This window comes from Sedimenticola hydrogenitrophicus, assembly GCF_025175675.1.
Taxonomy (GTDB): Bacteria; Pseudomonadota; Gammaproteobacteria; order Chromatiales; family Chromatiaceae; genus Sedimenticola; species Sedimenticola hydrogenitrophicus.
Genome location: NZ_JANIOA010000009.1, coordinates 85,322 through 109,758, shown reverse-complemented (window position 1 = coordinate 109,758; position 24,437 = coordinate 85,322). Strand labels below are relative to the sequence as shown.

Here is a 24,437-nt window from a genome sequence, read left to right as displayed (position 1 = left end):
TTTATAAGGTTTCTTGATTACCATCCAGATTCGGCCATGATCGAAATGGCACTTACTTAAGGCGAATTGCAGGATTTTCGTCATTCCGGCGCAGGCCGGAATCCAGGAATACCGCACTATTAAGCAGTCTGGATTCCGGCCTGCGCCGGAATGACGGTGGCTCTTGGCTTAAGTAGGTGCCATTCGGCCATGATCGGGCATTGTTCATGAAGCGACGTATGCACGCAAACAGGCTTCCGGCCTCCTGCATGTAGTGTGCAAAGTTATTGCGAAGTTACCATTATTTGCCTTCATTGCGTTCAACCACCGCCATGCTCTCCCCGCCCCCTTTACCGGTCCACTGGTTGATCAGGTCGATCGGCAGCGGAAACACGATGGTGTGGGTATTCTGGCCGGTGATCTCGGTCAGGGTCTGCATATAGCGCAACTGCAGCGCCTGCGGCTGTTTGGCCAGTATCTGGGCCGCCTGAAGCAGCTTTTCCGACGCTTCCAACTCACCCATGGCGTGGATTACCTTGGCGCGTCTGGAACGCTCCGCCTCCGCCTGCTTGGCGATGGCGCGGATCATGCTTTCATCCAGATCGACATGCTTGATCTCCACATTGGCGACCTTGATACCCCAGGCGTCGGTCTGTTTGTCCAGGATCTGCTGGATATCGATATTGAGTTTGTCACGCGCAGAGAGCATGTCGTCAAGCTCATGCTGGCCCAGGACCGAACGCAGGGTGGTCTGGGAGAGCTGGCTGGTCGCCTCAAGATAGTTCTCGACATGGATGATCGCCCGTTCCGGGTCCACCACCCGGAAATAGATCACGGCGTTGACCTTGACCGAGACGTTATCCAGCGAGATCACATCCTGGGTCGGCACATCCATGACCAGCGTCCGCAGATCGACCCGGACCATCTGCTGGATCACCGGCACGACGATGATCAGACCCGGCCCCTTGACCCGATAGAAGCGCCCGAGCATGAAGATGACACCCCGCTCATACTCGCGCAGGACGCGGAACATCATGATCAACATCATGACGATGATGACCAGTAAGGTTAAGACAAAGTAGTATCCGCCCGCCATCTCACTCCTCCAGCTTGTCGACCACAAGGGTTAGTCCATCGATAGCCTTGACCCGGACCCGGTCGCCGGGGGCCAGCGGTTCACTACAGCGCACCGACCAGAGCTCCCCCTCGTAACGGGCCAGGGCCAGATCGGCATTGACTTGTTCGATGGTCACACACTGATCGATCGCCAGGTCCGCACCGTAGACCCGGGGGCGTCGATGGGAACGCATCGCCATGCCCAGCACCATGAACAGCATCGCACCGGTCATCAGCGCCAGTGCCACGATCACCGGCATGGCCACCTGGTAGGCGGGGATGTCGGTATCCATCAACATAATCGAGCCGATAACGAAGGCGATCAGCCCGCCGATGCCGAACACGCCGAAACTCGGCATCATCACCTCGGCGGCGATCAGCCCCACGCCGAGCAGCATCAGGGCGAGACCGGCATAGCTGACCGGCAGTATCTGAAAGGCGTAGAGTGCCACCAGCAGGCAGGTTGCGCCGAGGATGCCGGGCAGGCCGAAGCCGGGGTTGGAGAACTCGAAGATCAACCCGTACAGGCCCAGCAACATCAACACATAGGCGACATTGGGATTGGTGATCACGGCGAGGAACTCACTCCGCCAGTCCGGGTCGTGGACCACTCGTGGGGCGGTGGCGAGATCGAGCGTAACCTCCCGCTCGCCGATCTTCACGCGCTTGCCCTGCAGCGCCTTCAACAGCGTCTCGGTATCGGCCGCCACCAGGTCGATCACCCCCATCTCCAGGGCGCGGGCGGCGCTCAGGCTCGCCCCCTGGCGCACCGCCTTTTCGGCCCAGTCGGCATTGCGCCCGCGCAGCTCGGCAAGGCTGCGGATGTAGGCCACGGCATCGTTGGTCACCTTGCGCTCCATCGCGCTCTTCGGCAGTAGGGAGTCCGCAGCGTCGTCGTCCTTGCTATCGGCATCACCTTGCGGAGTCGCATCACCCGGTGCGGCCTGATCTTTCGAGGCCCCATCGGCGGATGGGGTCTGCTCCTTCGACGACGGCTCCTTCGGGGACGGACGCTCCCGCTCCGGTGACGGACTCATCGGTGTACCGATCGAGACCGGGGTCGCCGCGCCGAGATTGGTGGCCGGCGCCATCGCCGCGATATGGCAGCTGTAGAGCAGAAAGGTCCCGGCACTGGCGGCCCGCGCGCCCCCGGGCGCCACATGACAGATTACCGGAATCGCGGAGGCCAGCACCCCCGCGATCATATCGCGCATGGAGCTGTCCAGCCCGCCGGGGGTGTCGATGCGCACCAGCACGGCCGCCGCCTCCGCTTCCGCCGCCCGCTCGAGCCCACGCACCAGATAGTCGGCCGTAGAGGGCCCGACCACGCCATCGAGTTTCAGCATCCATAGCGCCCCGGGCGGTGGCGTCGCCGGCTCCACCGCCGCTACCGGCGTCGTCAGCACCGCCAACAGAAACCACATCAGCAGCCCGAGTCTGGTATCCAGTCCGTTCATACCTGCCTCACCTTCTACCGAGTTAAGTATAGAAGGCCCAGCCCGAATATTGCGTCTGGACGTCATCCGCTAGCGGATAAGGGGGGTCTGTTCCCGGCGGCGGATCACACCGGGGCGGGGAGAGGATACTGTCTATAAGGACCCGCGCAAGAATAAGTTCCTGTATTCGGTCGCCCCTGGACCCCGCTGGCGGCGTTACGCTTTTTGGCAAGGGAGCGGCCATTGCCTGCAAAGCGTGCCTTGCCAGCGTGGCCCAGGAACGCCCTCGGTACTACGGAATTATTCTTGCGCGGGTCCTAAGGAGTGATCAATCCGCGGCCGGCCTGTCGGTTCACGCAGGCCTGCCGAGCAGGCTGCTAGTCCGGGCTGTGGCTGCCGGCCACATGACATTGATTGCGGCCCGCGCTTTTGGCGGCATAAAGGGCGTGGTCCGCGCGGGCCAGCAGCTCACGCGGCTCCTCCTTGTAACGGTACGTCGTGATGCCAATACTGACCGTTACCTGGAGCGGTACTTTCCGAAACAGGAGCACCGACTGTTCAACCAGTACTCTTAAACGCTCAGCGATCTCCTGTGCCTGCGTCAGATTGGTATTGGGCAGGAGTATGACAAACTCCTCGCCCCCATAACGGGCGATGACATCAAACTCCCGAAGGCCGTCGAAAAGCACCTTGGCGGTGTTGATCAGCAACTGATCACCGGCGACATGACCATATTGATCATTCACCTGCTTGAAGTGATCGAGATCGAGGATCAGCAGGCTCATGGCGATTTTCTCTCGATTGGTCCTGCCCAGTTCCCGATGTGCCAAGCGGAAAAACTGCCGGCGATTGTAGATCCCGGTGAGTGGATCGTGGGTTGCCAGCTCCCGCAGCATCTGCTCCTGCTGCTGACGGCGACCGATATCCATGCGGATGATCCAGCCACTGATCACGACCATCAGCAGAAAGGTCGCGGTCAGGGGCAAGGCGATCCGGTGGGAGGTGTTCCTTGCCGGAGAGCGTTCATCCCAGGCCAGGGTGAGCCGGGATTTCGCCTCCAGGTCCTGGATGGTATGGGACAGGGCCGGGTCGATGGCGGCCCCGCCGGCAAAACGCAGATTGGGGATTTTATAAAGCTCACCGATGGTCGCAATATATTCGGGACTGATGCTCCTGGCGATCAACAGGTAGGCGCCGTCCGCCGCCGGGCTGCGCTCAAACTCGGGAGTGAAGGTATCCACCGCCAGCAGCATCAATTGCCCGTCGATGTCTATAAAGGCATTTTGGGGATCGGGCCGGCTGGTGTCCGCGCGGATAACGGGGACCAGTTTATCGAGCCCGGCCCGCCTGAGACCGGCCAGTACCCCGGTGGCCTGCTTTCCGTCACGAAAGGCGATGGCTTCGCTATTGTCGCCGCGCACGGCAATGGACAGGGCGATCAAGAGATTGTCAGCCATGTAGGTGCCGATATTTTCATCGGCCCACTGTGGATCGGGCTGCTGAATCAGGTTTTTATGGGCGACATCCCAATAGGCGTATTCAGTGAGCAGATCGCCCAGCCGTCGCGACTCGATATCCAGGGCCACCTCGACCCGGCTTTTCATCTCGGCCCGGGCCTGGTTATCGATGCTTTCGGTGGCGAAGCGGAAGATGAGGTAATAGCCGCCGAAACTGATGCAGAGTACCACCAGCAGGAGGATAAAAATGCGCCGCCCTGAATCACTCTCCTGATAGCGAGCGGGAAAATCGTTGGGGCTGTTTTCTGATCTGTTCACAAGCCGTTATCGAATCGCACTCGACTGTTTGTCAACCAAGACCCGTTTATGACGGGAAGTTAATGACAAGGGTCTCAATAATGGTAAGACCACTTTCTATCCGATATCCTCTTTGCGTAGCCTAGTTAAACATACATTCAGACCAACTGTACCGTTTTTATTTACTTATTCCTTTATTTCCTCAACCGAGGAGTTGCGGCCAGGATGCTACCCCGATTCATGCCACAGCGTCGCGACAAGGGCGGATAACCCCCTGCCAGGTGAGAATCCCCACGGAGTGTGAGTGACGCCGTTTCAGGCACGTTGCAAACCAGTCCCCTGCCAGCGCCAAGCGCAACCACCTATCATAAATGTAATCTCCAGGTCAGCGTCCTGTTGGGATCACCCCCCTAAGATGGCGTCACGGTTTCCCGAAGTACCGAGTAAATTCACTAATCAAACCGTTATAGGAGATTCATTATGTCTATCAAAAAATCCGTCATTGCCCTGACCCTCAGCGCATTCATCGTCCCTGCCGCCTTTGCCGACAACGGCTGGAGCTGGGTCGATGACCAGATCGGCTGGACGCCCCATGCCACGCCCAGCAGCAAAAGCCGCGCCGAGGTGAATCAGGAACTGGAGGAGTTTCGCAATAATCCGGTGGATTCCGCTGGCTGGAGCTACGCCGGGAATGAGCTCGGGTATGTGCCGCCCCAGCACAGCTACGGATTTGAAAAAGGCAAGGTCGTGCACACCGATGAATTTGATCACGGTACACCCCACCCGGTTACGGCCATGACCGATGAAGAGCGCCTCCAGTATGAGGCGTTGTACACCAATGGTTGATTTGTATTGATACGCACCGTGCGCTTTCCCGGCGTTGCGGCTGGGAAAGCGCAACCAGTGAGGATTCCCGACAGTTGCCGTGTAAACCACGGCAACTGTCATTTGGGGCGTTGAATGTTAGAAGTTATAGATCAACCGCGTCCTGAGATCCGTGGCATCATTGGCACTGTTTTCATAGTCCAGTATGGAAAAATCCACGGAGGCGACCAGGTTTTCAAACTGACCGCCAAACTTGTACTGAAAATTGAGCGTCCATTCATCAAGATCCGCGCCAGCCGCGGGATTGTCGAAAGCGGTATAGAGCAACCTGCCGGATACACCGGCATTTTTGTAGGCAATCCCGAGCTGATAGGCATCCGTGCCTGCCTCAAAGGCGCCGACACCCGCTGTCTTAGTGGTGGCGGTGTACTGATAATAGGCCCCCTGCCCCAGACCACGGAAAACCCTGGCATCACCGGCATCGCCACCGGCGGTCGTATACCCGGCGAATAGATCGACACCCGCCAGCGCCGGCAGGCGTACACCGGCCTTCAGGCCGACCAGGTCATTGTTGTCCAGGGCCGCATCATCCCAGTCGGTATGGTAGTACTGCGCGGCCACATACGGTCTGTAGGCGGCGTCAAAGCTGTACTTCGCGTCTGCATAAATCCCCCGTACCTCATCGACAACATCGGCGTACTGCGCCTGAAGATCCAGTCCCCCAAGGGATGAATTTTTCACTGACAGGATCCACATGCCGTCATCCCCGACATCATAAAAGTCACCGGGTCTTCCCGTGCCGTTGGTCTCGAACCGCACAAACGCGTTATCGCCATAGAATGACTTGTCGGTACGGGTCTGGTACTTCGACACCCAACCGGCCGTCACTTCGGTATCAGGGATATCGCTGTTTTTCAGGGAATACATTTCAAACGATTCCTTGATCAGCCTCGATCCGGAATTGGCCACCAGCGGCGAAGCGAAGTGCTGCCGGCCACCCTTGAACCGGGTGTTGTTGAGATCATACTGCAGGTACGCCTCCGAGAGGACAGCGCCTTCCGCGTCTAAGCTGCCGGCGGTTTTCCCATCGAGATCATCCTTGCTGCCGACAAACGACGCCTGGAACTCTCCCCCCAGCCGCAGGCCGTTGAAGGTACCGGTTGAGTATGAAAGATAACCACCGTTGACCCAGATACGGCTGTCGTTTTTACCCGCGCCGTCAAAATCCTGGGCAAAGTAGTATGACTTCAGGGCACCCTTCACATCACCTTTCGCGAACCAATCTTTCAGTGTGGTCACATCGCCATCGGCCATGGCCGTTGACGAAAATCCCGCCAGGCCGGTCACTACCGCCAGCCCAATCACGCTTAATCGCTTTTCCATCGTTTTATCCTTTCGTGTTTATCATGTTTGTTTAGTATTTTTCGACCCGATTCGGACAGGTCAATCCCCATCACGCGCCATTACTTTTTCATCGTCTCCTCCTCGCCCAGTTCGCGGCTTTTCCACAGGTAATAAACTGTCGGCAGCACCACTAGCGTCAGCACTAGGGCGCTGGCCATACCGCCGACCATGGGGGCGGCGATACGGCTCATCACTTCCGACCCGGTACCGCTGCCATACATGATCGGCAGCAGGCCACCGATAATGGCGGCGGCGGTCATCATGACCGGGCGTACGCGCAACACCGCGCCATGCAGTACCGCGTGCCGCAGGGTCTCCTGTCTGGGATGCACGCCCTGCTTCTCGCATTTGGCCTGCATCTGCAGGTACGCCTGATTGAGATAAACCAGCATGATCACGCCGATTTCCACCGCCACGCCGGCCAGCGCAATGAAACCGACACCCACCGCGACGGAGAAGTTGTAACCCAGCAGATACATCAGCCAGACCGAGCCCACCATGGCCAGGGGCAGGGTGCTGAGGATGATGACCACCTCGGTAAAGCGACGGAAGTTCATGTACAGCAACACCACGATAATCATCAGGGTCATCGGCACCACATAGGTCAGCTTCTCCTTGGCGCGCAGCATGTATTCATACTGCCCGGACCAGACCACGGAATAGCCGGCGGGCAACTTGAGCTGGTCGTCCACCACCGCCATGGCCTTTTGTACGTAGCTGCCCACGTCCACCCCCTCGATATCGACGAAGGTCCAGCCGTTGAGACGCGCGTTTTCGCTCTTGATAGCCGGCGGGCCGTCCTCCACGTAGACACGGGCCACATCGGCGAGCGCGATGCGCTGGCCGGCCGGCGTAACGATGGGCAACAGAGCGAGTTGCTCGGGCGAATCACGATAGTCCTGCGGATAGCGCAGGTTGATCGGGTAGCGTTCCAACCCTTCGATGGTCTGGCTGACATTCATGCCGCCAATGGCCGTGGAGACAATCTGTTGCACATCGGCGATATTGAGGCCGTAGCGCGCCGCCCTGGCGCGCTCGATATCCACCTTGATATAGCGGCCACCGGCGACCCGCTCGGAATAGACCGAGGCCGTGCCCGGGACATCCTTGAGGATCCGTTCCAATTGCTGGCCGATCTGCTGGATCTGGGCAAGATCCTCTCCCGCAACCTTGATCCCCACGGGCGTCTTGATGCCGGTGGCCAACATATCGATGCGGGTCTTGATAGGCATTACCCAGGCGTTGGTCAGTCCCGGCAGTTTGACCAGCGCATCCAGCTCCTTTTTCAATTTCTCCGTTGTCATGCCCGCACGCCACTGCTCTCTGGGCTTGAGCTGGATAAAGGTCTCGACCATGGTCAGGGGCGCGGGGTCGGTAGCGGTTTCCGCCCGGCCGATCTTGCCAAACACGGTTTCCACTTCCGGCACCGTGGCGATCAGCTTATCGGTCTGCTGCAGCAGTTCACGCGCCTTGCCGATGGACAGTCCCGGATAGGTGGTGGGCATGTACATCAGGTCACCCTCGTCCAGCGGCGGGATGAACTCGCTGCCGATTTTGTTCACCGGCCAGAAGCCGATAAGCGTAACCAGCAACGTCAGGACGAGTGTTGTCTTCGGAAAACGCAAAACCGTTTTGAGCACCGGCATATAGCCGCCGATCAAAATCCGATTGATTGGATTTTTATGTTCGGGAAGCACCTTGCCGCGAATAAACAATCCCATCAGCACCGGCACCAGGGTTACCGACAGCGCCGCACTGGCGGCCATGGCGTAGGTCTTGGTGAAGGCGAGCGGGGAGAACATGCGCCCCTCCTGCGCCTCCAGGGTAAACACCGGCACGAAGCTGACGGTGATGATCAGCAGGCTAAAAAACAGCGCCGGCCCCACTTCGGCCGCCGATTCGGCCACCAGCCGCCAGCGGTTCTCCCTGGTCAGCGGTGTGCGCTCCATATGCTTGTGCATGTTCTCGATCATCACGATGGCGCCGTCGATCATGGCGCCGATGGCAATCGCGATGCCCCCCAACGACATGATATTGGCATTGAGTCCCTGCCAGTGCATGATGATGAAGGCGGTGAGTATCCCCACCGGAAGGCTGATGATGGCGACTAGCGACGAGCGCACATGGAACAGGAACACCATGCACACCAGGGCGACGACGATGAACTCCTCCAGCAGCTTGTGCCAGAGGTTTTCCACCGCGCGCTCGATCAGGCCGGAGCGGTCGTACACCGTGACAATCTCGACGCCATCCGGCAGCCCCGCCTTGAGTTTTTCCAGTTTGGCCTTGACCCCGTCGATGGTCTTCTGGGCGTTTTCGCCAAAGCGCATGACCACGATGCCACCGACGGTTTCACCCTCGCCGTTAAGCTCGGCGATGCCCCGGCGCATCTGCGGTCCCAGTTCGATATCGGCGACCTCCTTGAGCAATAGCGGCGTGCCGTTGGCATCCAGCCCGAGCGGAATATTGCCCAGGTCTTCGATATTCTGGATATAGCCGGTGGCCCGCACCATGTACTCGGCCTCCGCCATCTCCACGACCGAGGCACCCACCTCCTGATTGCCGCGCTGGATCGCCGTCTGGATGTGGGACAGCGGCATGCCGAAGGCACGCAGCTTTTCCGGGTTCACCATCACCTGATACTGCTTGATCATGCCGCCGAGCGCGGCCACTTCGGAGACACCGGGCACGGTTTGCAGTTCGTATTTCAGAAACCAGTCCTGCAGACTACGCAGTTGACTGAGGTCGTGCTCGCCGGTTTTGTCTGCCAGGGCATAGAGGTAGACCCAGCCGACGCCCGTTGCATCGGGCCCCAGCTGCGGCCGCGCACTGGGCGGCAGCGTCGGTGCCACCTGTGACAGGTATTCCAACACCCGCGAACGGGCCCAGTAGGCGTCCGTCTTGTCATCGAAAATCACGTAGACATAGGAGTCGCCGAAGAACGAGTAGCCGCGCACCGTCGTCGCGCCCGGCACCGACAGCATGGCGGTGGTGAGGGGATAGGTGACCTGATCTTCCACCACCTGGGGTGCCTGGCCCGGGTAGCTGGTCTTGATGATCACCTGCACATCGGACAGATCCGGCAGGGCATCCACCGGCGTGTTCTTCAACGAGTAGAGGCCCACCCCAACCAGAATCAGGGTCGCCAGCAGCACAAAGAAACGGTTGCTGACGGACCAGCGAATGAGGGCTTCAATCATTTCACTGCCCCTTCTTTTCGCTGGTCATCATGTTCATGCCCTGATGCTGGGTATGATCCATCTCTTGCATACTTTCAGCATTCATTCCCTGATGCTGGCTGTGATCCATCTCCGGCATGCTTTCAGCACTCATTCCCTGATGCTGGCCGTGATCCATCTCCGGCATGCTGTCAGCACTCATGCCCTGATGCTGGCCTTGATCCATTGCCTGCATCGCCTCGGGTACATCCTCCGCCGCGGATGCCATCCGCTTGAAATCCGAACTCTTGCTGGATTCGGAATCGAGCAGGAACTGCGCCGAGGTAACAATCTGTTCGCCCTCTTCAAGCCCGGAGAGGATTTCCACCTGGCGGTCACTGATACGGCCAACCGTCACCTGGATGGACTTGTACTTGCCCTCACCCAGCGCCATGACCACGCGTGACTGGCCGCCGGTGCGGATCAATGCCTCTCGCGGAACAAACAGCGTCTCCTGGAGTTGACGTGGACTGATCACCAGTTGGGCAAACATGCCCGGCTTGAGTACGCCGTCGGCATTGTCGAATTGGGTGCGGATTCGGGCGGTGCGCGTTTTGCTGTTGAGGCTCGGGTAGACGTAATCGATGCTACCGCTCCAATCCCGGCCCGGAAGATAATCCAGGCGCATGCGCACCTCATCGCCCGCGGCGATCAGCGCCGCCTGGCGTTCGAACACTTCGCCAACCACCCAGATGTTCTCCGGCACGCCGATACTCATCATCCGCATGCCCGGCTTGACAAACATGCCTTCCCGCACGTCGAGATTGTCCAGTACGCCGGATTGTGGCGCATAAAAAGTGATGGTCTGGCGCACCTTTCGGCTCTTCTTCAACTCCGCGATCACCGAACGGGGTAACTGCAAGGCCGCGAGCCGATCCTGTGCGGCCCTGACAAGCCGTGGATTGTCCCGCTTGAGCGCCAGTACCAGCTCCTCCTGGGCATTGACCAGCGTGGGCGAATAGATGGCGTAGAGTGGCGCACCCTTGGCGACCGGGTTCCCCTCGGCCTTCACATACAGCCGCTCGATCCAACCTTCCACCCGGGGATGAATATGCACCAGTTCATCCTCGTCGTATTGCACATAGCCGACGGTCTGAATTTCCGTTTCGATAGCACCTCGTTCGACGCGAGTGGTACGTACCCCCAGGTTGTTGATGACATCCGACGAAATGCGCACCGTACCCGGAGTGTCGCCAGCGGTGGCCTCTTCATACACCGGGATCAGGTCCATGCCCATGGGTGACTTGCCCGGTTTGTCACGTTTGTAATTCGGGTCCATCGGCGCGACCCAGTAGAGCGGCTGGCGATCACCGCTTTCGGTCTGGGCCGCCACGTTCAACCCGTCGCCAGCCGTCCATACCCCGGCGGCACCCGCCAACACACCGATGGTGACCAACCCTAATTTTTTCATCATGCTCTTCATGTTCAATTCCTAAGCCACTTGCTTTGTAGTGAGGCGGTCAATTATGCATTTCAGGTTCAAGCGCCCTCTTTCAACCGTTCGCCGTGGGCACCTGGGCAAGCAGGTACCTGATCTGCGCGATGGTTTTCTGCCGATCCACTGCGATGGCGAGGGCGTCGATTTTGGTGTTGAGCTCGGCGATGCGTGAGCGCACGGCTTCCGCGAAGTCGCCGTCGTCGTTGTTGTAGGCGCCAAGGGCGGCCTCGGCCTGTTCACTCATCTGCGGTAGCAGTTGCCGCTGGTAAAGCGTTTGCCGCTGGTCCAGGCGTCTGAGTTGCACTCGTGCCGTTTCCAGTTTCGCCATCAATTGCCGGACCAGGAGTAATTTGTCGGTTTTAACGGCCTCGGCACGGGCCACGGCGGCGCTGACGTCCCTGTCCTGCCGGTTGGAAGTGAACAACGGCAAATCAAAACTTACGCCGACGGAAAACAGATTGGCGCGCTCTCGCCCCATGGGGTCCTCGGCGCGATAACCGTATTGCGCGCTGACGCCCCATTCCGGCTGGTACTTCTGCCGGGCCAGTTCAACCCCTGTTGCCATGGAATCTATCCGGCGGTCCTCGGCCTGCACCGCCGGATGCAGGCGCAACCATTCATACCAGTCTTGCCTGGAGAGCGGCTGGGAGAGTGGCCGGTTATCCATCAACAGTGCCGGCGCGGGCAGCTCCAGCATGGGCAAAGGACCGGCAGGTGTACTGTCCGCCAGCTCGCCAACCCATTCGGACAATTGTTGCTGCGCCGATTCCTTCTGCTGGTTCAGTGCGGCGAGGCGATCATCCAGGCGCGTCAACTCCAGTTGCGCGCGGATCACATCCTGCTGGCGAGCCCGTCCGAGGGCCGTGGCATAACTCGCCTCGGCAGCATCCACCAGTTGTTCGAACAGGGCGCGATCGCCTTCAATCAGGCGAATGCTCTCCCCGGCCTTGAACGCCTCCAGCCACAGCTGGCTCACAGTGGCGGCCACATTAGCCTCGCGATCCAATCGCAGTAACGGCTGCTGCAAACTGGATTGCTGCTTCTGTCGCCGCGCGAGCGCCCGACTGTCACCGCGTGGAAACATCTGGGTGACACCTACTGTAAGCTGCGTCATCGCCTCCTGGCCTAAATCGAATCCGTCGGTGGGCAGGTTGGCCGCCATCACGCTGACCCTGGGATCAGGCAGCGTGGCGGCGGCAACGGCCTCGTCCGCCAGCGCCGTCTCCTGATAACGGCTGCCCATGATCCAGGGGTCGGTGGTGACAGCTATCCGGATCGCCTTGTCAAGCGTCAGCCCGGCCGTCTCGGCATTGATCGCCATCCATGGCATGGTGGCACCAAGCACGATGATCAACGCATGCGTAAGCACTCGCATTGTTGTAACTCCTGGAATTGTTGCCGGGCGGTTTCCACCCGGGCAGGGATTTCCAACCACTGTTTTTGTTCAGCGACAACATATGGCCGAATACCTTTGTGTTTCCCACAGGGCCGGGGCGCATGCGTTGGCCCCGTCCCATGGAATCAGTTAACCGTGACCTTACCCGCCATGCCGGATTCCCGATGGCCCGGTTGCAGGCAGGCGAAATCAACCGTGCCGGATTGAGTGAATTGCCACACCAGGTCTCCACTCTGTCCGGAGCTCAGGCTGATCACATTCGATTCGATATGCGACATGTCCGGCATCTGGCGCATCATGGAGGCGTGCACGTCGAATTCATCCTGGGTTCCGATCACCATCTCGTGCAGGATCTTGCCCTGGTTCTTGAGGAAGAAACGAACGGTCTCCCCCTTGCTGACGCGAATATTGCTCGGCGAGAAACGCATGCTGTCGCCCATGGTGACTTCGATGGTGCGACTTGCCTTGGTGGAATCCCCCGGCTTCCCCGCAACCATGGCGTGCTTGTCCTTTAACATCCTTGTCATGTCATGGGCCGTGTCATGGCCTTGCGGCATCTGATGGTCGTCCATACCATGACTGCCGGCGTTGCCACCCGCCGCCAATGCAAGGGCAGGCATCGCAGCCAGAACCAGAATTGAAATTCTCTTTCTCATAAACCACCTTTTAATCGGGTTAAAATATTGCTGGGCATCCATTGAAAACACCGAATCATCCGATGTCGGCAATGCCATTCTGCTTGCCTCAAACCAACAGAAAACTGGCGGGAGGATTACATTTCTGTAATCTTTGCGATCCGCTACCGGAAGTGGCGTAATATGCACCGGCAGTCGCGGCATCCTGGTGGAGAGAGCTTATGAAAATCCTGGTAATGGAAGATGAACCGAAGACAGGCACATACCTTAAAAAGGGTTTGGCCGAGGCCGGCTTTATGGTCGATCTGACGGACAATGGCCTGGATGGCCTTCATCTCGCGCTAACCGAGAGCTATGACCTGGCGATACTCGATGTCATGGTGCCGGACATGGACGGCTGGCAGGTATTGCATGGGATACGGCGCGCCGGCAAGGAGATACCGGTACTCTTCCTAACCGCCCGGGATCAGGTTGAAGACCGGGTCAAGGGGCTGGAACTGGGCGCGGATGATTACCTGGTGAAACCGTTTGCCTTTACGGAGTTGCTGGCGCGCGTGCGAACGCTGTTACGTCGCGGCGCGAAAACGAAGGAATCCACGTCGTTGAAGATAGCCGATCTTGTGCTGGACCTCCTGCGGCGCCGGGTGGTCCGTGCGGGGAGACGCATCGACCTGACCGCCAAGGAGTTCGCCTTGCTGGAGTTATTGCTCCGCCGCCAGGGAGAGGTGCTGCCCCGTTCACTAATCGCCTCCCAGGTCTGGGACATGAACTTTGACAGCGACACCAATGTTATCGAAGTGGCCATCAAGCGCCTGCGCATGAAGATTGACGAGGATTTCGAACCCAAGTTGATCCACACGGTGCGAGGCATGGGCTATGTTCTGGAGGTTACGGATTGAGCCTGTTACATAGTCGATCGCTAACGCTTCGCCTGACCTTATGGTTTGCATTGTTGTCGGCGCTCGCGCTGTCGCTGCTGGGGTGGTACGTCATGCACTCGCAGGAACACCATTTCGAAGAGCAGGACCGTGTGATGCTGAGCGGTAAAATGAAACAGGTCAGGCACATCCTCGAAAAGGCGCTTACAACTCCTGATGGTGAAACCTTTACGAGTCGGCTGGATGATGCGTTGATTGGGTATAACAATCTGGTCATTGCCGTTATCGGGCACGACTGGCGGTGGGTACGCGCCCAGGCCGGACTCGAGCCGCCACCAAAATTACTAGAGCATTTCACTGCGAATGATTCGGGATATCTGGGCAAATGGACCGCCGATAATGGACTCGTATGGCGCGGCATATCAGAAACCAGCGTCTCCAATAGTGATACCGGCTCCCCCTATACCGTAGTGATTGCCACCGAGATATCCGATCACGAACATTTCATGCGCTCTTTTCGCAAGAGCCTCTGGGTGTTCATCGCGCTGACCAGCATCGCCACGGGCCTGCTTGGCTGGCTTGTCGTCTGCTGGGGACTGATGCCGCTGCAGTCGATCAAGCGCAAGGCCGAGGACATTACCGCGAACCGGCTGCACACGCGCCTGCCCGCGGAGACAATGCCCCTGGAACTGGCCGACCTGACCAGCACCCTGAATGAAATGCTCTCCCGGCTGGAGGAGTCGTTTCAGAGGCTGTCGGATTTTTCGTCCGACCTCGCCCATGAACTGAGAACACCGGTGAGCAATCTGCTGACCCAAACCCAGGTCACCCTGTCGAAAACCAGAACCGTCGACGACTACCGGAACATACTGGCCTCCAACGAGGAGGAGTTTGAGCGCCTGTCCCGGATGATCAGCGACATGTTGTTTCTCGCCAAGGCGGATAACCAGCAGCTCATCCCGAAACGGGAACAACTCGAACTGGCTGATGAGGTGGCAGAGCTACTGGAGTTCTATGACGCACTGGCGGAGGAGAAGGAGATCCAACTCTCGGCCGAGGGGGATGGGGCCATCCTCGGCGATCGTCTCATGTTGCGTCGGGCCATCAGCAATCTGCTGTCCAACGCGCTTTGCTATACACCGGCAGGTGAGTCCGTAACCGTCAGAATCGGCAAGCAGGAAGATGGCTCGGTCCAGCTGACCGTGGAAAACACCGGCCCCTGTATCCCGGCCAAGCATCTGCCCCGACTCTTCAATCGCTTCTATCGGGCCGACAGCGCGCACCACCGGAACACCGAGGGTTCGGGACTGGGCCTGGCGATCACCTGCTCCATATTGAGCGCCCACGGCGGGGATGTCACCGTGAGTTCGGCCGATGGCATCACGCGCTTTACCCTGCTGCTGCCGTCAGGCGTTGATTCACCGAGTCCTCACCCGAAGCCCTGAACTCATGGGCAAATTCACCACGCATAACCGCTCGAACGGTTGATTCTCCGTGACGAGAATTATTCCGTACAAACATGGGTAGCCTTCGGCCGACGCCAGAAACGATAGACCAGGAGGGTATGGATCAGCAGGCCGGCCGCCGACAGGTAGCCGATCATGCCGTCGTAACTGCCCACCATGAAGCTGAAGGCACTGTCAGGATTGAGGTCGCTGAACTTGCGCGCAATCTTGATGACAAAAACGAACCCCGCATGCAGGCCGATGCAGTAGGCGATGTTGCCGGTGCGCTCGCGCACCACCGCGAAGAAGACCCCGAGGCCGAACAGGGCGACGAATGAGTCGAATATCCGCCATTCGGCAAACTGGGAGAAGGCGCCGGAGAGTATCAGCAGGCCGCTGTACCAGGCCTGCGCCTCGGCGCCGGCAAGCGGCGGCGGGTCGATGAAGTGCAGACCGGCATAGAACAGGCTGGAGAGCAGCATCGTCACCACGAAACCGTGATCACGGCGGATGGCCCCGAACAGCCCGCCGCGGAAAAAGGTCTCTTCGATAAAACCGATCAGCAGACCGCCGATCAGGGCCACCAGGGTGGTTTTCAACAACAGCGGCAGCCACGCTTCGGCGGGGAAATCGATGCTGCGTACGCCGAACAGGAGCAGACCGGCGCTCAGCAGCAGCAGGATCGACAGGCCACTGAGCCAGCCCCACAGCAGGTCGCGGAGAAACGCCGGCCTGGCGAGTCCGTAGCCCAGCCCGCGCCGGTTGTCGATGGCGAAGTGGCGGAGAATCAGGATAAATCCCGGAATCGCGATCAGCTTGGCCACGGTATTGATCAGTTTATGCGGCCCCTTGCTCATGCTCTCCTGCAACAGGCCGTAGAGGGGATGGTTGAGCAGGGCGCTGAGCAGCAGCGACACCAGCATGAGCAGGATAAAGTAGGCAAAGGCGCGCATCTATTACAGAAGCTCCGGTGCGATTCGGTGGCTGGTTGGAGACGGGTCAGCCGCGTATTCTACCGGAAACCGGCTCGTGACGACATGCTGAAACAGGCGTCGCCCGGGACGGCGTCATCTAGCGCTGGGCGGGATGAGGATCTGCCTAGCTCGCCTTTGCGCAACGCTTAGCAACATCGGACACGGTCGAGTATATCTCCGTATGCCGACGAATGATTTTTTCTCGATCGGCCTTGTCCGCTGCCGCCGTCTCCGCCTGGGCAGCCTTTACGAGCGTCTGGTAGTTCTCGCCGCTCAGGACATCCTTCGCTTGATCCGCCCAGCAATCACAGTAGCTGTTACCGTACTCACGCTTGAGCCAGCCGATGCCCTGGCTCGTTTCGCAAGAGGCCATTAGGACAGCACGGCTGTCAATCGGATCGCCGCCCCCGCAGGCCGCCAAACCAGTCAATACCACGAGAGCGAAGCAATTGCGAAAACTGCCCATGTTAATGGTTTTCATAACTTATCTCCTTTGGCAACCACTCACGGGGCGATAGGCCGACAAGGCAGGCCAATCACGTACAGACCGGGTGAGTAGGTACCTCATTTGTTGATGATTACCCGAGCTCGATATTGGCTTGCTGCTATTTTGCCAATACCATGTTTGGTGCATTGGCCGCGCCGAAAATTGCCTTTTCGCGCATCCACGCCACTATTCCACAGGGAATGGTGGCTATTGCCAGACCTATCAAGATTGCGAATAGAAGAGCCAACAAGTACTTCCCTCCTGTGTGATTTTTATCTACAGCATAGATGCCAAACAATATGCCAAGAACGAAGTACGCGACCTTGGGATAGACCAGCTTTTTCAACTTGCCGTATGTATAGAACTGGTTTGTTGTTTGATTGTGGACTTGAAACCAAAGATCTTTTCCCAAACGCCACAGTGTCACCTTATGACCCTCACGACATGGCACTACCAAGTCGACAAGTTCAAGCGCGTGCTCAGTTCCATCATCCTCCTTCAGGAAGATAGTCTGATAGCGGATAGTTTCGGATTTTATCTCTCCCTGGACTGGCGCAACGGTGCCATAGGTGGAATTTGTTCCGCCACCATAAATCTTGCCACTCACCTCCGTTTCGCTGCGCGTATTCTCACTCTGGACAGTTCCGGAAAGCCTGTACACCGCAAATTTATACAGCAGCTTTTTACCTTTGTAGACGTTTTCTATCGGCATCGGAATGTCTCCTTTTTTGATTCAATTGACAGACGCATAGTCGTATAAACGCACAGCGCCGGGATCACCCCCAACCACCCAGCAAACCAGTGGCCAGTCGCAAACAGCCGCCGGTACGGACCGTATCAGGCGTGACGGGTCTGAAACCATCGGGGGCCGGTTACATACAGCCGGTAGGCGGCATAGAGTGAAAACGGGATTCCGATGACGGTGATTGCCGGCACCACCACCCCCCAGATCAGGGTGCCCGTTTTTCCGAACACACCGTAGCGGGGTTCATACAGGTAGCCTTTCTTCGCCAGGCAGCTGGGGCAAGTTGTTGCATGGCTGCTGACCAGGGCCATGCAAAACGGGCACTGTTCCTGCTCGGGGCCGGGGGTCCGTGGCACCGGCGCGCCGCAGGTCGGGCATGTGGCGGCCGCGTCAGAGAGACGGTTTCCACACTCTGTACATTCGATAAGCGCCATTTCCTCTCCTCCTTGCGATATGAAAGCAACCTCCCAACCCTGATACGGCACAGGGTCGTGCGCAACTCTGTTTTACCCAAGTAGTCCGGGAGATACACCTCCCAATCGGGAGGGTTCGCTTGTTGAAGAGGGACCGGTTACCGCGCCTGGTGCTGGCGCAGCATGATCTGTTCCGATAGCAGCAGACGGACCAGCTCCGCCTGCCGGTCGACGCCGGTCTTCTGGAAAATCCCTTTCAGGTACCAGCGTGCGGTTTGGTAGGTGATGCCCGCCTTGCCCGCCGCCTGGCGCAGGTCGCAACCACGACTCAGGTCCTGCGCCAGTCGGGCCTCCGTGGAGTTGAACTGAAAACGCTGCCGCAGCCAATCCGTTGAGATGAGGGAATCACATTCCGGATCGTTCAGGATCAGCGCGATGGCCGCCTTCTCCATCAAAAATGGTCCGGAATCTCCACAAGACAGGGGAACGAGTATGGCGCAGAGAGGCTGCTTTCCATCCGGCCGGCGCAGGCTGACCATGTGCGCCGCGCCCGGGGTGTCTCCATAGCGCGCCGCCAATGCACAACGCATCGCCCCATTCAGTTTTCCCTGGTCCTTACGGTGGCTGGCGACCACTCGGGACTCCCTCGTCAACACGCCATCATGCCGCCCGAGCAACTCTTCGGCAAAACGGTTGGCCTGCAGGATATGTCCTGCCGGGTCGAGAAACACCACTCCCAGCGCCATCCGATCGACGACACCCTGCAGGTCGTCGATCATGGAGCGCTGAATCGAAAGTCGCCGCGCCACGCACACCGCATTGGCAAGATGACCGGCGATCCACTTGAAACGGGCAACATCATGCGTTGAGAACGCCCCCATCTGCCGTGGCCGATAGAGAAAGCACTTGGTCTGGGAGTGACTGTCCACGTACAGATTGACACCCAGGGTATGGATGAAATCCTGGGGTTTCATCCAGTCGTTGTACAACTCCGTCTTGTGATAGAAGCCCGGCTGCTTGTAATGACGATCGAGCGCGGCGTCGGTGCGGACGCACCCCTGCCGCTGCAGTGACGGGACCGCTTGCCAGGGGTTGTCGAGCAGGAAGTGGTTGATGTAGGTCTCCAGCAGTTCCGCATCGATGCCCCGCAGTTCGGTCAGCGACACCCGCCCCGAGTAGGGGTGGGCGGTATAAATGCCCGAGGCGATACAACCGAATTTCTGCTCCATGGACTCCATGACAACCGGCCAGCCGGACGCATCGAGCGCCGCCGCGTAGATCTGGTCGATTAACCGCTGATGCCGCTCCATAATCAGGCTCCTGGCGGCCGCTCAACACGCCGGTGGTGATCCGCCCCTTTCCCCGGCTGACGCCAACTCGAAAAACAGTTCGCTTTCAATGTGAATAGGCGCTAATGCAGAAGAAGTTAACGGCTATTCCCCCCTATAATAGTCGGGATTTACGATTACTCAATGTAACTACTTACCCGGCCTTTAAGTGATTAGCCTGCCTTGCCGGCCTCACGTGATGGCTTGTCTCCTCGAATCCGGCCCCATTTTCAGCGCCTGCCCAAACTCGCTCCGCTCAAACAAGGGCAGGCTTGAATCTGAAAAAGGGACCGGATTCGAGGCGCCATCAAGATCGGCCAACAAGACAAGCCATTCACCCCGTGAGTAGTTACTACTCAATCACCAACCCGATGGCGGCACTGCGCTACGCCACCCTGGGGACGACAATTTCCCACGCCAGGTGCTACAGTAGATTCCATCAGGGTTGCCAGGCGGCGGCCCGCGCAACCCCCGGTACGCGAGGGCGACGGCCATGGAAGCGGGTATTCCGATACAGGTGCTACTGCCGCTGGTGATCGCCGCGATGATGCTGGGCGTCGGCATGAGCCTGCGGGTAAGCGACTTTACCGCCCTGCTGGGCATGCCGCATGCCGCCGGGATCGGTCTGCTGACCATGTTTGTGGTTTTCCCCGGATTGGCCTTTCTGGTGGCTGGAACTTTTCCATTGACGGCCGAACTGAGTATCGGCCTGGTACTGCTGGCGGCCAGTCCGTCGGCCTCGACTTCAACCCTGTTTACCTACCTGGCGCGGGGTGATGCCGCCCTGTCACTGACGCTGACCGCGGTCAGCAAGCTGCTTCCCGTGGTCACCATCCCCCTCTATGTCAGCATTGCCGCGCGCCTGTTCGCCGATACCGATACCGATACCGCGTTGACCCTGGGCTTTGCGGATATTTCGGAACGCGTGGTGCAGATGGTACTGCTGCCGACCCTGATCGGTATGGCGCTGCAACATTTCGCGCCCGCTTTTACCGACAGAGCCAGACCCTATGTAATTCGGATCGCGGTGACCGCGCTGGTCCTGCTGATCGCGGCACTGGTATACCGCGAACGCCAGAAACTGCCGGATATGCTGCTGGCCGCCGGTCCCGCTGCCTTGACCCTGTGCCTGCTGGGCATGGCTTGTGCCTATGCCCTCGCCCTGCTGACCAATCTGCGGCCGCAGCAGACCACCGCCATCGTGATCGAGACCGGCATGCAGAGCGGCGGTACCGCGATCGCCATCGCGGCGGGCCTGTTGGCGGCACCGGCCATGGCGGTACCGGCGGCGGTCTATTCCCTGATCATGTACCTGGTGACGGCTGTTTTCGTCCATCTGCGACGCGCCACCCTGTCCAGGGCAGCGGCGTGAGGCATCAATTTTACCCTAGTTCGAAGCTTTCCAGCCTGCGTCGGTCCGGACGAAGGTAACCTTGGACTGTATGGCCTGGCCGGTCTTCATCGAGTTGATCAGGCCGCGAATCGGTCCATCCACCGCCTGTGCGAATCGTGGATCGAGAGCGAATTCGGGCAGAATGGGGGATGCTTCCAGGATGCCCGTCACATAGGTGCGTCCGTCGCGCTTGAACGGTGCCGAGATATCGCTGATGTCCTCGGCCGCGAGCTTGGCGAAACACAGGCCGTGCTTACCCTGGAAGTAGGGTTCGGCCATCGCGGTCAGGGTGTAGCGGTAGTTCCGGTAGGAGACGTTCTGGCTCGGCCGCTCTTCCACTTCGATGAGGCCGAGATCGCCAAGCAGTGCGAACCGCCGGATGGTGTCCCGGTCCATCGCCCCCGCCTGCAGAGTGACGGGGAAGGCAGTCACGCTCTGGGTATAGACTGTTGTCACGCACCCCTGTGGCGTGCTGTCGAGCTTGGCCTGCGCGGCCGGCAGCAACTCCTCCCCTGCGATGCCCGGGGGCGTGTAGCCGGTCAGTTCCGCAGCCAATTCCTGCCAGGCCGTCACGGTCAGGTCCCGCGTCCGGGTCGGGTCCTTCATGCGGGTGCCGACCAGCATCTTCGGCTTACCCTTGATGGCCTCCACCAGCTCCATCTCGAAGACCAGGGAGGGGCCCGACGGTATCTGCATGACCAGCTCGTGTGTGCTGCCAAAGAACCCCGGCTTCTTGTACTCGCCGAAGGCGAGACCCTTGTCGGTGAGCGCGCAGACGAAGGCGCCGAAGGTGAATTCACCGCCCGGCCCGAGCAGCGGCGTGGCGGCGTCGCCGCTCAAGTCGTGCCTGGCCAGGGTGCCATTGCAGGCGACGCTCTTTATCTCCTCGTCGATCTTGGCCAGCCGCTTCGTCACCGCCTTGCGGTAGGCGCGGATGTTGCGTGGCAGCGGTTGTTGCGGGAACAGTTTGTTGACGGCCGCCTGCACCGTCGCCTTGCCTTCGGCGCTGGCCGGCGCCGCCAGCAGTTCGGCGACGAATCCCGGCAACGCCGCCGCTGCCAGGGCATTGGTCCGCTCCGCCTCGATAGCCAGGAACTCCTGCACCTTTCTGCTCTTGTAGCTGCTGAGCTCCGCCCGCGCCGTCGCCCGGTAGGCGATCAGACCGCGCAGCCCATCAAGGCTTTCGGGGAATTTCTTGATCTCCTCGGCCGCCGCCATGACCATCCGGTCGGCGAGGTCGAGCGTGGCGGCCTCCAGAAGCTGCACATGCCGCGCCCGCTGCGGACCCAGGGCAATCAGCTTTTTATCCTTCTTCATCGCGTCCAGGGTCGTGAAGCTCTCCTTTTCGGGCGGCAGGCTCTTCAGCGCGCTGAATTGCGCGTCGCGGGTTACGATTGCTTCACTGTATGCCTTGTAGGCGGCCTTGTAGCGCGCCAGCACCGGTGCCGCGGTCTGCGGGTTGAGCTGTCGGCCGAGGGCGGCACGCAGCACGTAATCGTCGGCACCGCCCAGGAAGTCGCGTCGTGGATGGCCACGTGGCAGGCCCAGCATCTCGGGCCGCCGTTCCCGCCGGCAGGCTTCCGCGGTTTGCGCGAATTTCGCGTACTCGGCCGGCGTGGTTTCGGGGAACGGCGCGCCGAACACCGGTATCCAGTATTCGTCCTTGAACCCCGAGAGCAGCCAGGTGCCGCTTTGGAACAGCCGGCCGCCGTCGCTGGTCCGTAACGTGTCCTTATCCTCCTGGTAGGCCCTGGAGGCCCAGGTCACGATCGCCTCGCAATCGGGGATTCGGATCGCTGCCGATGCGGGTGTGCCGGGCTTCCCTCCGGCGATTTCCATCTGATCCTCCATCCGATCCATCCGCGCCACCGCTTCGACAGGCGCCTGCGCGGATGAAGCTACGTTCACGGCTTGCCGCGCTGGAACCGGTGCCGCGGGTGCCGCCACCGCAGGCTGACTTGAGAGAGGTGTGTCGACGCTCACATCCGGCGGTGCGGCAGACGGGATTTCGGCTACTACCTCAGGGGCCGCCGGCCCGGTTTTTTCACTGTCGGGTGTCTTCGCCGCGGAGGCTGTCGCCGGCTGCCGGATACGCCATCCGTCGCCTTTCCCGGCGTCGCCACTCCATACCAGCCGGCCGTCACTCCTGCCGGCGAGGGACAACCGCTCGGCATCGGGGCATTCCCGGGCCATCACCTGGCCAAGGCGCTGGATAATGTCGCCATAGTCGGGCGTGGCGAATTTTCCGGCGTCCGCAGCGTCGATCCGCATCCTTACCTCCGGCGCGCACCAGGTATCCCCCAGGGCGGTAAACGACATCCCCAGGGATTTGCTATGCGCCAACATCTTGTCCGCGCTGGCCGTGCTGCTGAAACAGAGCAACAGGGCAAGGCCGGTGGACCCGACTTTTTCGCACATGACAAGCCTCCTTCAACCCAGCTCCCAGACGCCATCCGGCTTCTGACACGCCTGGGTAGTCTCGTTTTCCGTGCCCTGGTCGGTGGTGACGCTGATCTGCACATCGCGGCAACCCAGTTGCGCGGTGACGGTGGATGTGGTCGTCTCCATGTTGTCCAGGTCGATACCGGCAAACCCCTCCTGACGGGGCAGGGATTCGACCGCGACACTGTCCAGATCGATACCCTCGGCCTTCGCCTGCTCGATGGGGTTATAGGGTGTGACATAGTCGCCATGCACATAGCCGACCGTTATCCCTTTCTTGGCCAGCATCAGCCAGCCATTTTCGGTACGTCCGGCGGAATCGACCCGGTCACCGGGTTGCAGCGTGGTGATGGTTTGATAGCGGGTACCCGGGCCGGATCGCACCCGCAGGGCCGAGGTGGTCTGGTACTGCCGGCTCTCCAGGCGGATGTTGGGAACGGCCTCAACCGTCGCCAGTCGTTTCACTTCGCGGGGTTCGCTTTTGTAGCTGATTTCCCCGGTCTTTATCTCCGCCGCGGCACCGCTGCGATCACTCTGCCAGGTGGAGACCGAGGCGGTTGGCTGATCCAGTACCTCGATGGTCTGCGCCGCCAGCGCCTGACGGTCCCGCTCATCCAGGTTCCGACCGATTACCTTGCCGGCATAGAATCCCAGCGCCCCACCGATGGCGGCACCGAGCCAGCGGTTGTTGCCGCCCGCCACCTTGGCACCGATCAGCGCGCCGCCGACCGCCCCCAGGGTAGAGCCCATATTCTCCTTGCTCAGGCTTCCCGTGGTGCTGTTGCAGCCCACGGCAAACGCCGCCACAATCGGTACCGCATAACGAAGTTTCCTGTTCATTGTCTGCACCTCCCTAGCGAACCGGCTTAGCGAACCGGAAATTCATTGGCATCCTTCATTCGCCACAACGACCGGCCCATCCTGACCTGCATTCGTCACTGCCACAGCTTCATTATGCGTAAGGGAGTGTATTCGGCACCTCCCAATTGGGAGGGTGAACAGGCGACCGGGCAAGGCGACGCGCAAGGGCTGGAAATCAGACGGACCTTTTTATTCCGGGAATGATTTTTATCATTACTTTCCTGTGCGGGAAGTGCGAGTATGAAAATCGAAAAGCAACCTGTGACCCTC

General features: G+C 59.7%; 19 protein-coding genes. 4 read left to right on the top strand and 15 right to left on the bottom strand.

The features are described 5' to 3' along the window. Positions 1–280: 280 nt before the first annotated feature. The 3 genes from NPX02_RS07210 to NPX02_RS07200 form a co-directional block, all read right to left on the bottom strand. Complete coding sequence (locus tag NPX02_RS07210) at positions 281–1,075, bottom strand: slipin family protein (RefSeq protein WP_260292799.1); 795 nt, start codon at positions 1,073–1,075, stop codon at positions 281–283. A 1-nt stretch (position 1,076) separates the two neighbouring features. Beyond that, a complete protein-coding gene (locus NPX02_RS07205; RefSeq protein WP_260292798.1) occupies positions 1,077–2,552 on the bottom strand; it encodes an NfeD family protein in 1,476 nt (491 codons plus the stop codon). A gap of 356 nt (positions 2,553–2,908) precedes the next feature. Then, a complete protein-coding gene (locus tag NPX02_RS07200; protein ID WP_260292796.1) occupies positions 2,909–4,306 on the bottom strand; it encodes a sensor domain-containing diguanylate cyclase in 1,398 nt (465 codons plus the stop codon). A gap of 459 nt (positions 4,307–4,765) precedes the next feature. Between NPX02_RS07200 and NPX02_RS07195 the strand changes: the two genes are divergently transcribed. After that, the gene (locus tag NPX02_RS07195; protein ID WP_260292794.1) at positions 4,766–5,131 is read left to right on the top strand and encodes a DUF4148 domain-containing protein; all 366 of its coding nucleotides are present in this window, start codon (positions 4,766–4,768) and stop codon (positions 5,129–5,131) included. A 117-nt stretch (positions 5,132–5,248) separates the two neighbouring features. On the opposite strand, the gene NPX02_RS07190 is transcribed toward NPX02_RS07195, so the two are convergent. From NPX02_RS07190 to NPX02_RS07170, 5 genes are all read right to left on the bottom strand, one after another. Then, entirely contained in the window at positions 5,249–6,493 is a 1,245-nt protein-coding gene (locus tag NPX02_RS07190; protein ID WP_260292792.1) for an OprD family outer membrane porin, read from the bottom strand. An 80-nt stretch (positions 6,494–6,573) separates the two neighbouring features. Next, a complete protein-coding gene (locus NPX02_RS07185) occupies positions 6,574–9,714 on the bottom strand; it encodes an efflux RND transporter permease subunit (protein ID WP_260292790.1) in 3,141 nt (1,046 codons plus the stop codon). Between the two features lies 1 nt (position 9,715). After that, positions 9,716–11,146, bottom strand: coding sequence for an efflux RND transporter periplasmic adaptor subunit (locus NPX02_RS07180; RefSeq protein WP_335342527.1), 1,431 nt, complete (start codon positions 11,144–11,146; stop codon positions 9,716–9,718). 79 nt (positions 11,147–11,225) lie between these two features. Then, the gene (locus NPX02_RS07175) at positions 11,226–12,545 is read right to left on the bottom strand and encodes a TolC family protein (protein WP_260292788.1); all 1,320 of its coding nucleotides are present in this window, start codon (positions 12,543–12,545) and stop codon (positions 11,226–11,228) included. A gap of 146 nt (positions 12,546–12,691) precedes the next feature. After that, positions 12,692–13,300 carry a cupredoxin domain-containing protein gene (locus NPX02_RS07170; RefSeq protein WP_335342526.1) on the bottom strand — a complete coding sequence of 203 codons (609 nt, stop codon included), beginning with the start codon at positions 13,298–13,300 and terminating at the stop codon, positions 12,692–12,694. 122 nt (positions 13,301–13,422) lie between these two features. Here NPX02_RS07170 and NPX02_RS07165 point away from each other — a divergent pair, with 122 nt between their 5' ends. After that, a complete protein-coding gene (locus NPX02_RS07165; protein ID WP_260292787.1) occupies positions 13,423–14,100 on the top strand; it encodes a heavy metal response regulator transcription factor in 678 nt (225 codons plus the stop codon). Further along, positions 14,097–15,524 (top strand): heavy metal sensor histidine kinase, encoded by a 1,428-nt coding sequence (locus tag NPX02_RS07160; protein ID WP_260292786.1) that lies wholly within the window; start codon positions 14,097–14,099, stop codon positions 15,522–15,524. The genes NPX02_RS07165 and NPX02_RS07160 overlap by 4 nt, the downstream gene beginning before the upstream one ends. Positions 15,525–15,583: 59 nt before the next feature. On the opposite strand, the gene NPX02_RS07155 is transcribed toward NPX02_RS07160, so the two are convergent. The 5 genes from NPX02_RS07155 to NPX02_RS07135 form a co-directional block, all read right to left on the bottom strand. Continuing rightward, positions 15,584–16,477, bottom strand: a complete 894-nt coding sequence (locus NPX02_RS07155) for a CPBP family intramembrane glutamic endopeptidase (RefSeq protein WP_260292785.1) — start codon at positions 16,475–16,477, stop codon at positions 15,584–15,586. Positions 16,478–16,622: 145 nt separating this feature from the next. After that, on the bottom strand, positions 16,623–16,979 hold the full coding sequence (locus tag NPX02_RS07150) for a hypothetical protein (RefSeq protein ID WP_260292784.1): 357 nt from the start codon (positions 16,977–16,979) through the stop codon (positions 16,623–16,625). A gap of 124 nt (positions 16,980–17,103) precedes the next feature. Next, positions 17,104–17,697 (bottom strand): hypothetical protein, encoded by a 594-nt coding sequence (locus NPX02_RS07145; protein WP_260292783.1) that lies wholly within the window; start codon positions 17,695–17,697, stop codon positions 17,104–17,106. 125 nt (positions 17,698–17,822) lie between these two features. Further along, positions 17,823–18,164, bottom strand: a complete 342-nt coding sequence (locus NPX02_RS07140) for a zinc ribbon domain-containing protein (protein WP_260292782.1) — start codon at positions 18,162–18,164, stop codon at positions 17,823–17,825. Positions 18,165–18,301: 137 nt separating this feature from the next. Further along, a complete protein-coding gene (locus NPX02_RS07135) occupies positions 18,302–19,453 on the bottom strand; it encodes a helix-turn-helix transcriptional regulator (protein WP_260292780.1) in 1,152 nt (383 codons plus the stop codon). Between the two features lie 511 nt (positions 19,454–19,964). Between NPX02_RS07135 and NPX02_RS07130 the strand changes: the two genes are divergently transcribed. Beyond that, positions 19,965–20,843 carry a bile acid:sodium symporter family protein gene (locus NPX02_RS07130; protein WP_260292778.1) on the top strand — a complete coding sequence of 293 codons (879 nt, stop codon included), beginning with the start codon at positions 19,965–19,967 and terminating at the stop codon, positions 20,841–20,843. A 15-nt stretch (positions 20,844–20,858) separates the two neighbouring features. Here the strand turns inward: NPX02_RS07130 and NPX02_RS07125 are convergent, their stop codons facing one another. Together NPX02_RS07125 and NPX02_RS07120 are read right to left on the bottom strand one after the other, a co-directional pair. Next, positions 20,859–23,282: a hypothetical protein gene (locus NPX02_RS07125; protein ID WP_260292777.1), complete on the bottom strand. Its 2,424-nt coding sequence runs from the start codon at positions 23,280–23,282 to the stop codon at positions 20,859–20,861. 12 nt (positions 23,283–23,294) lie between these two features. Then, positions 23,295–24,146, bottom strand: a complete 852-nt coding sequence (locus NPX02_RS07120) for an SH3 domain-containing protein (protein ID WP_260292776.1) — start codon at positions 24,144–24,146, stop codon at positions 23,295–23,297. Positions 24,147–24,437 lie beyond the last annotated feature (291 nt).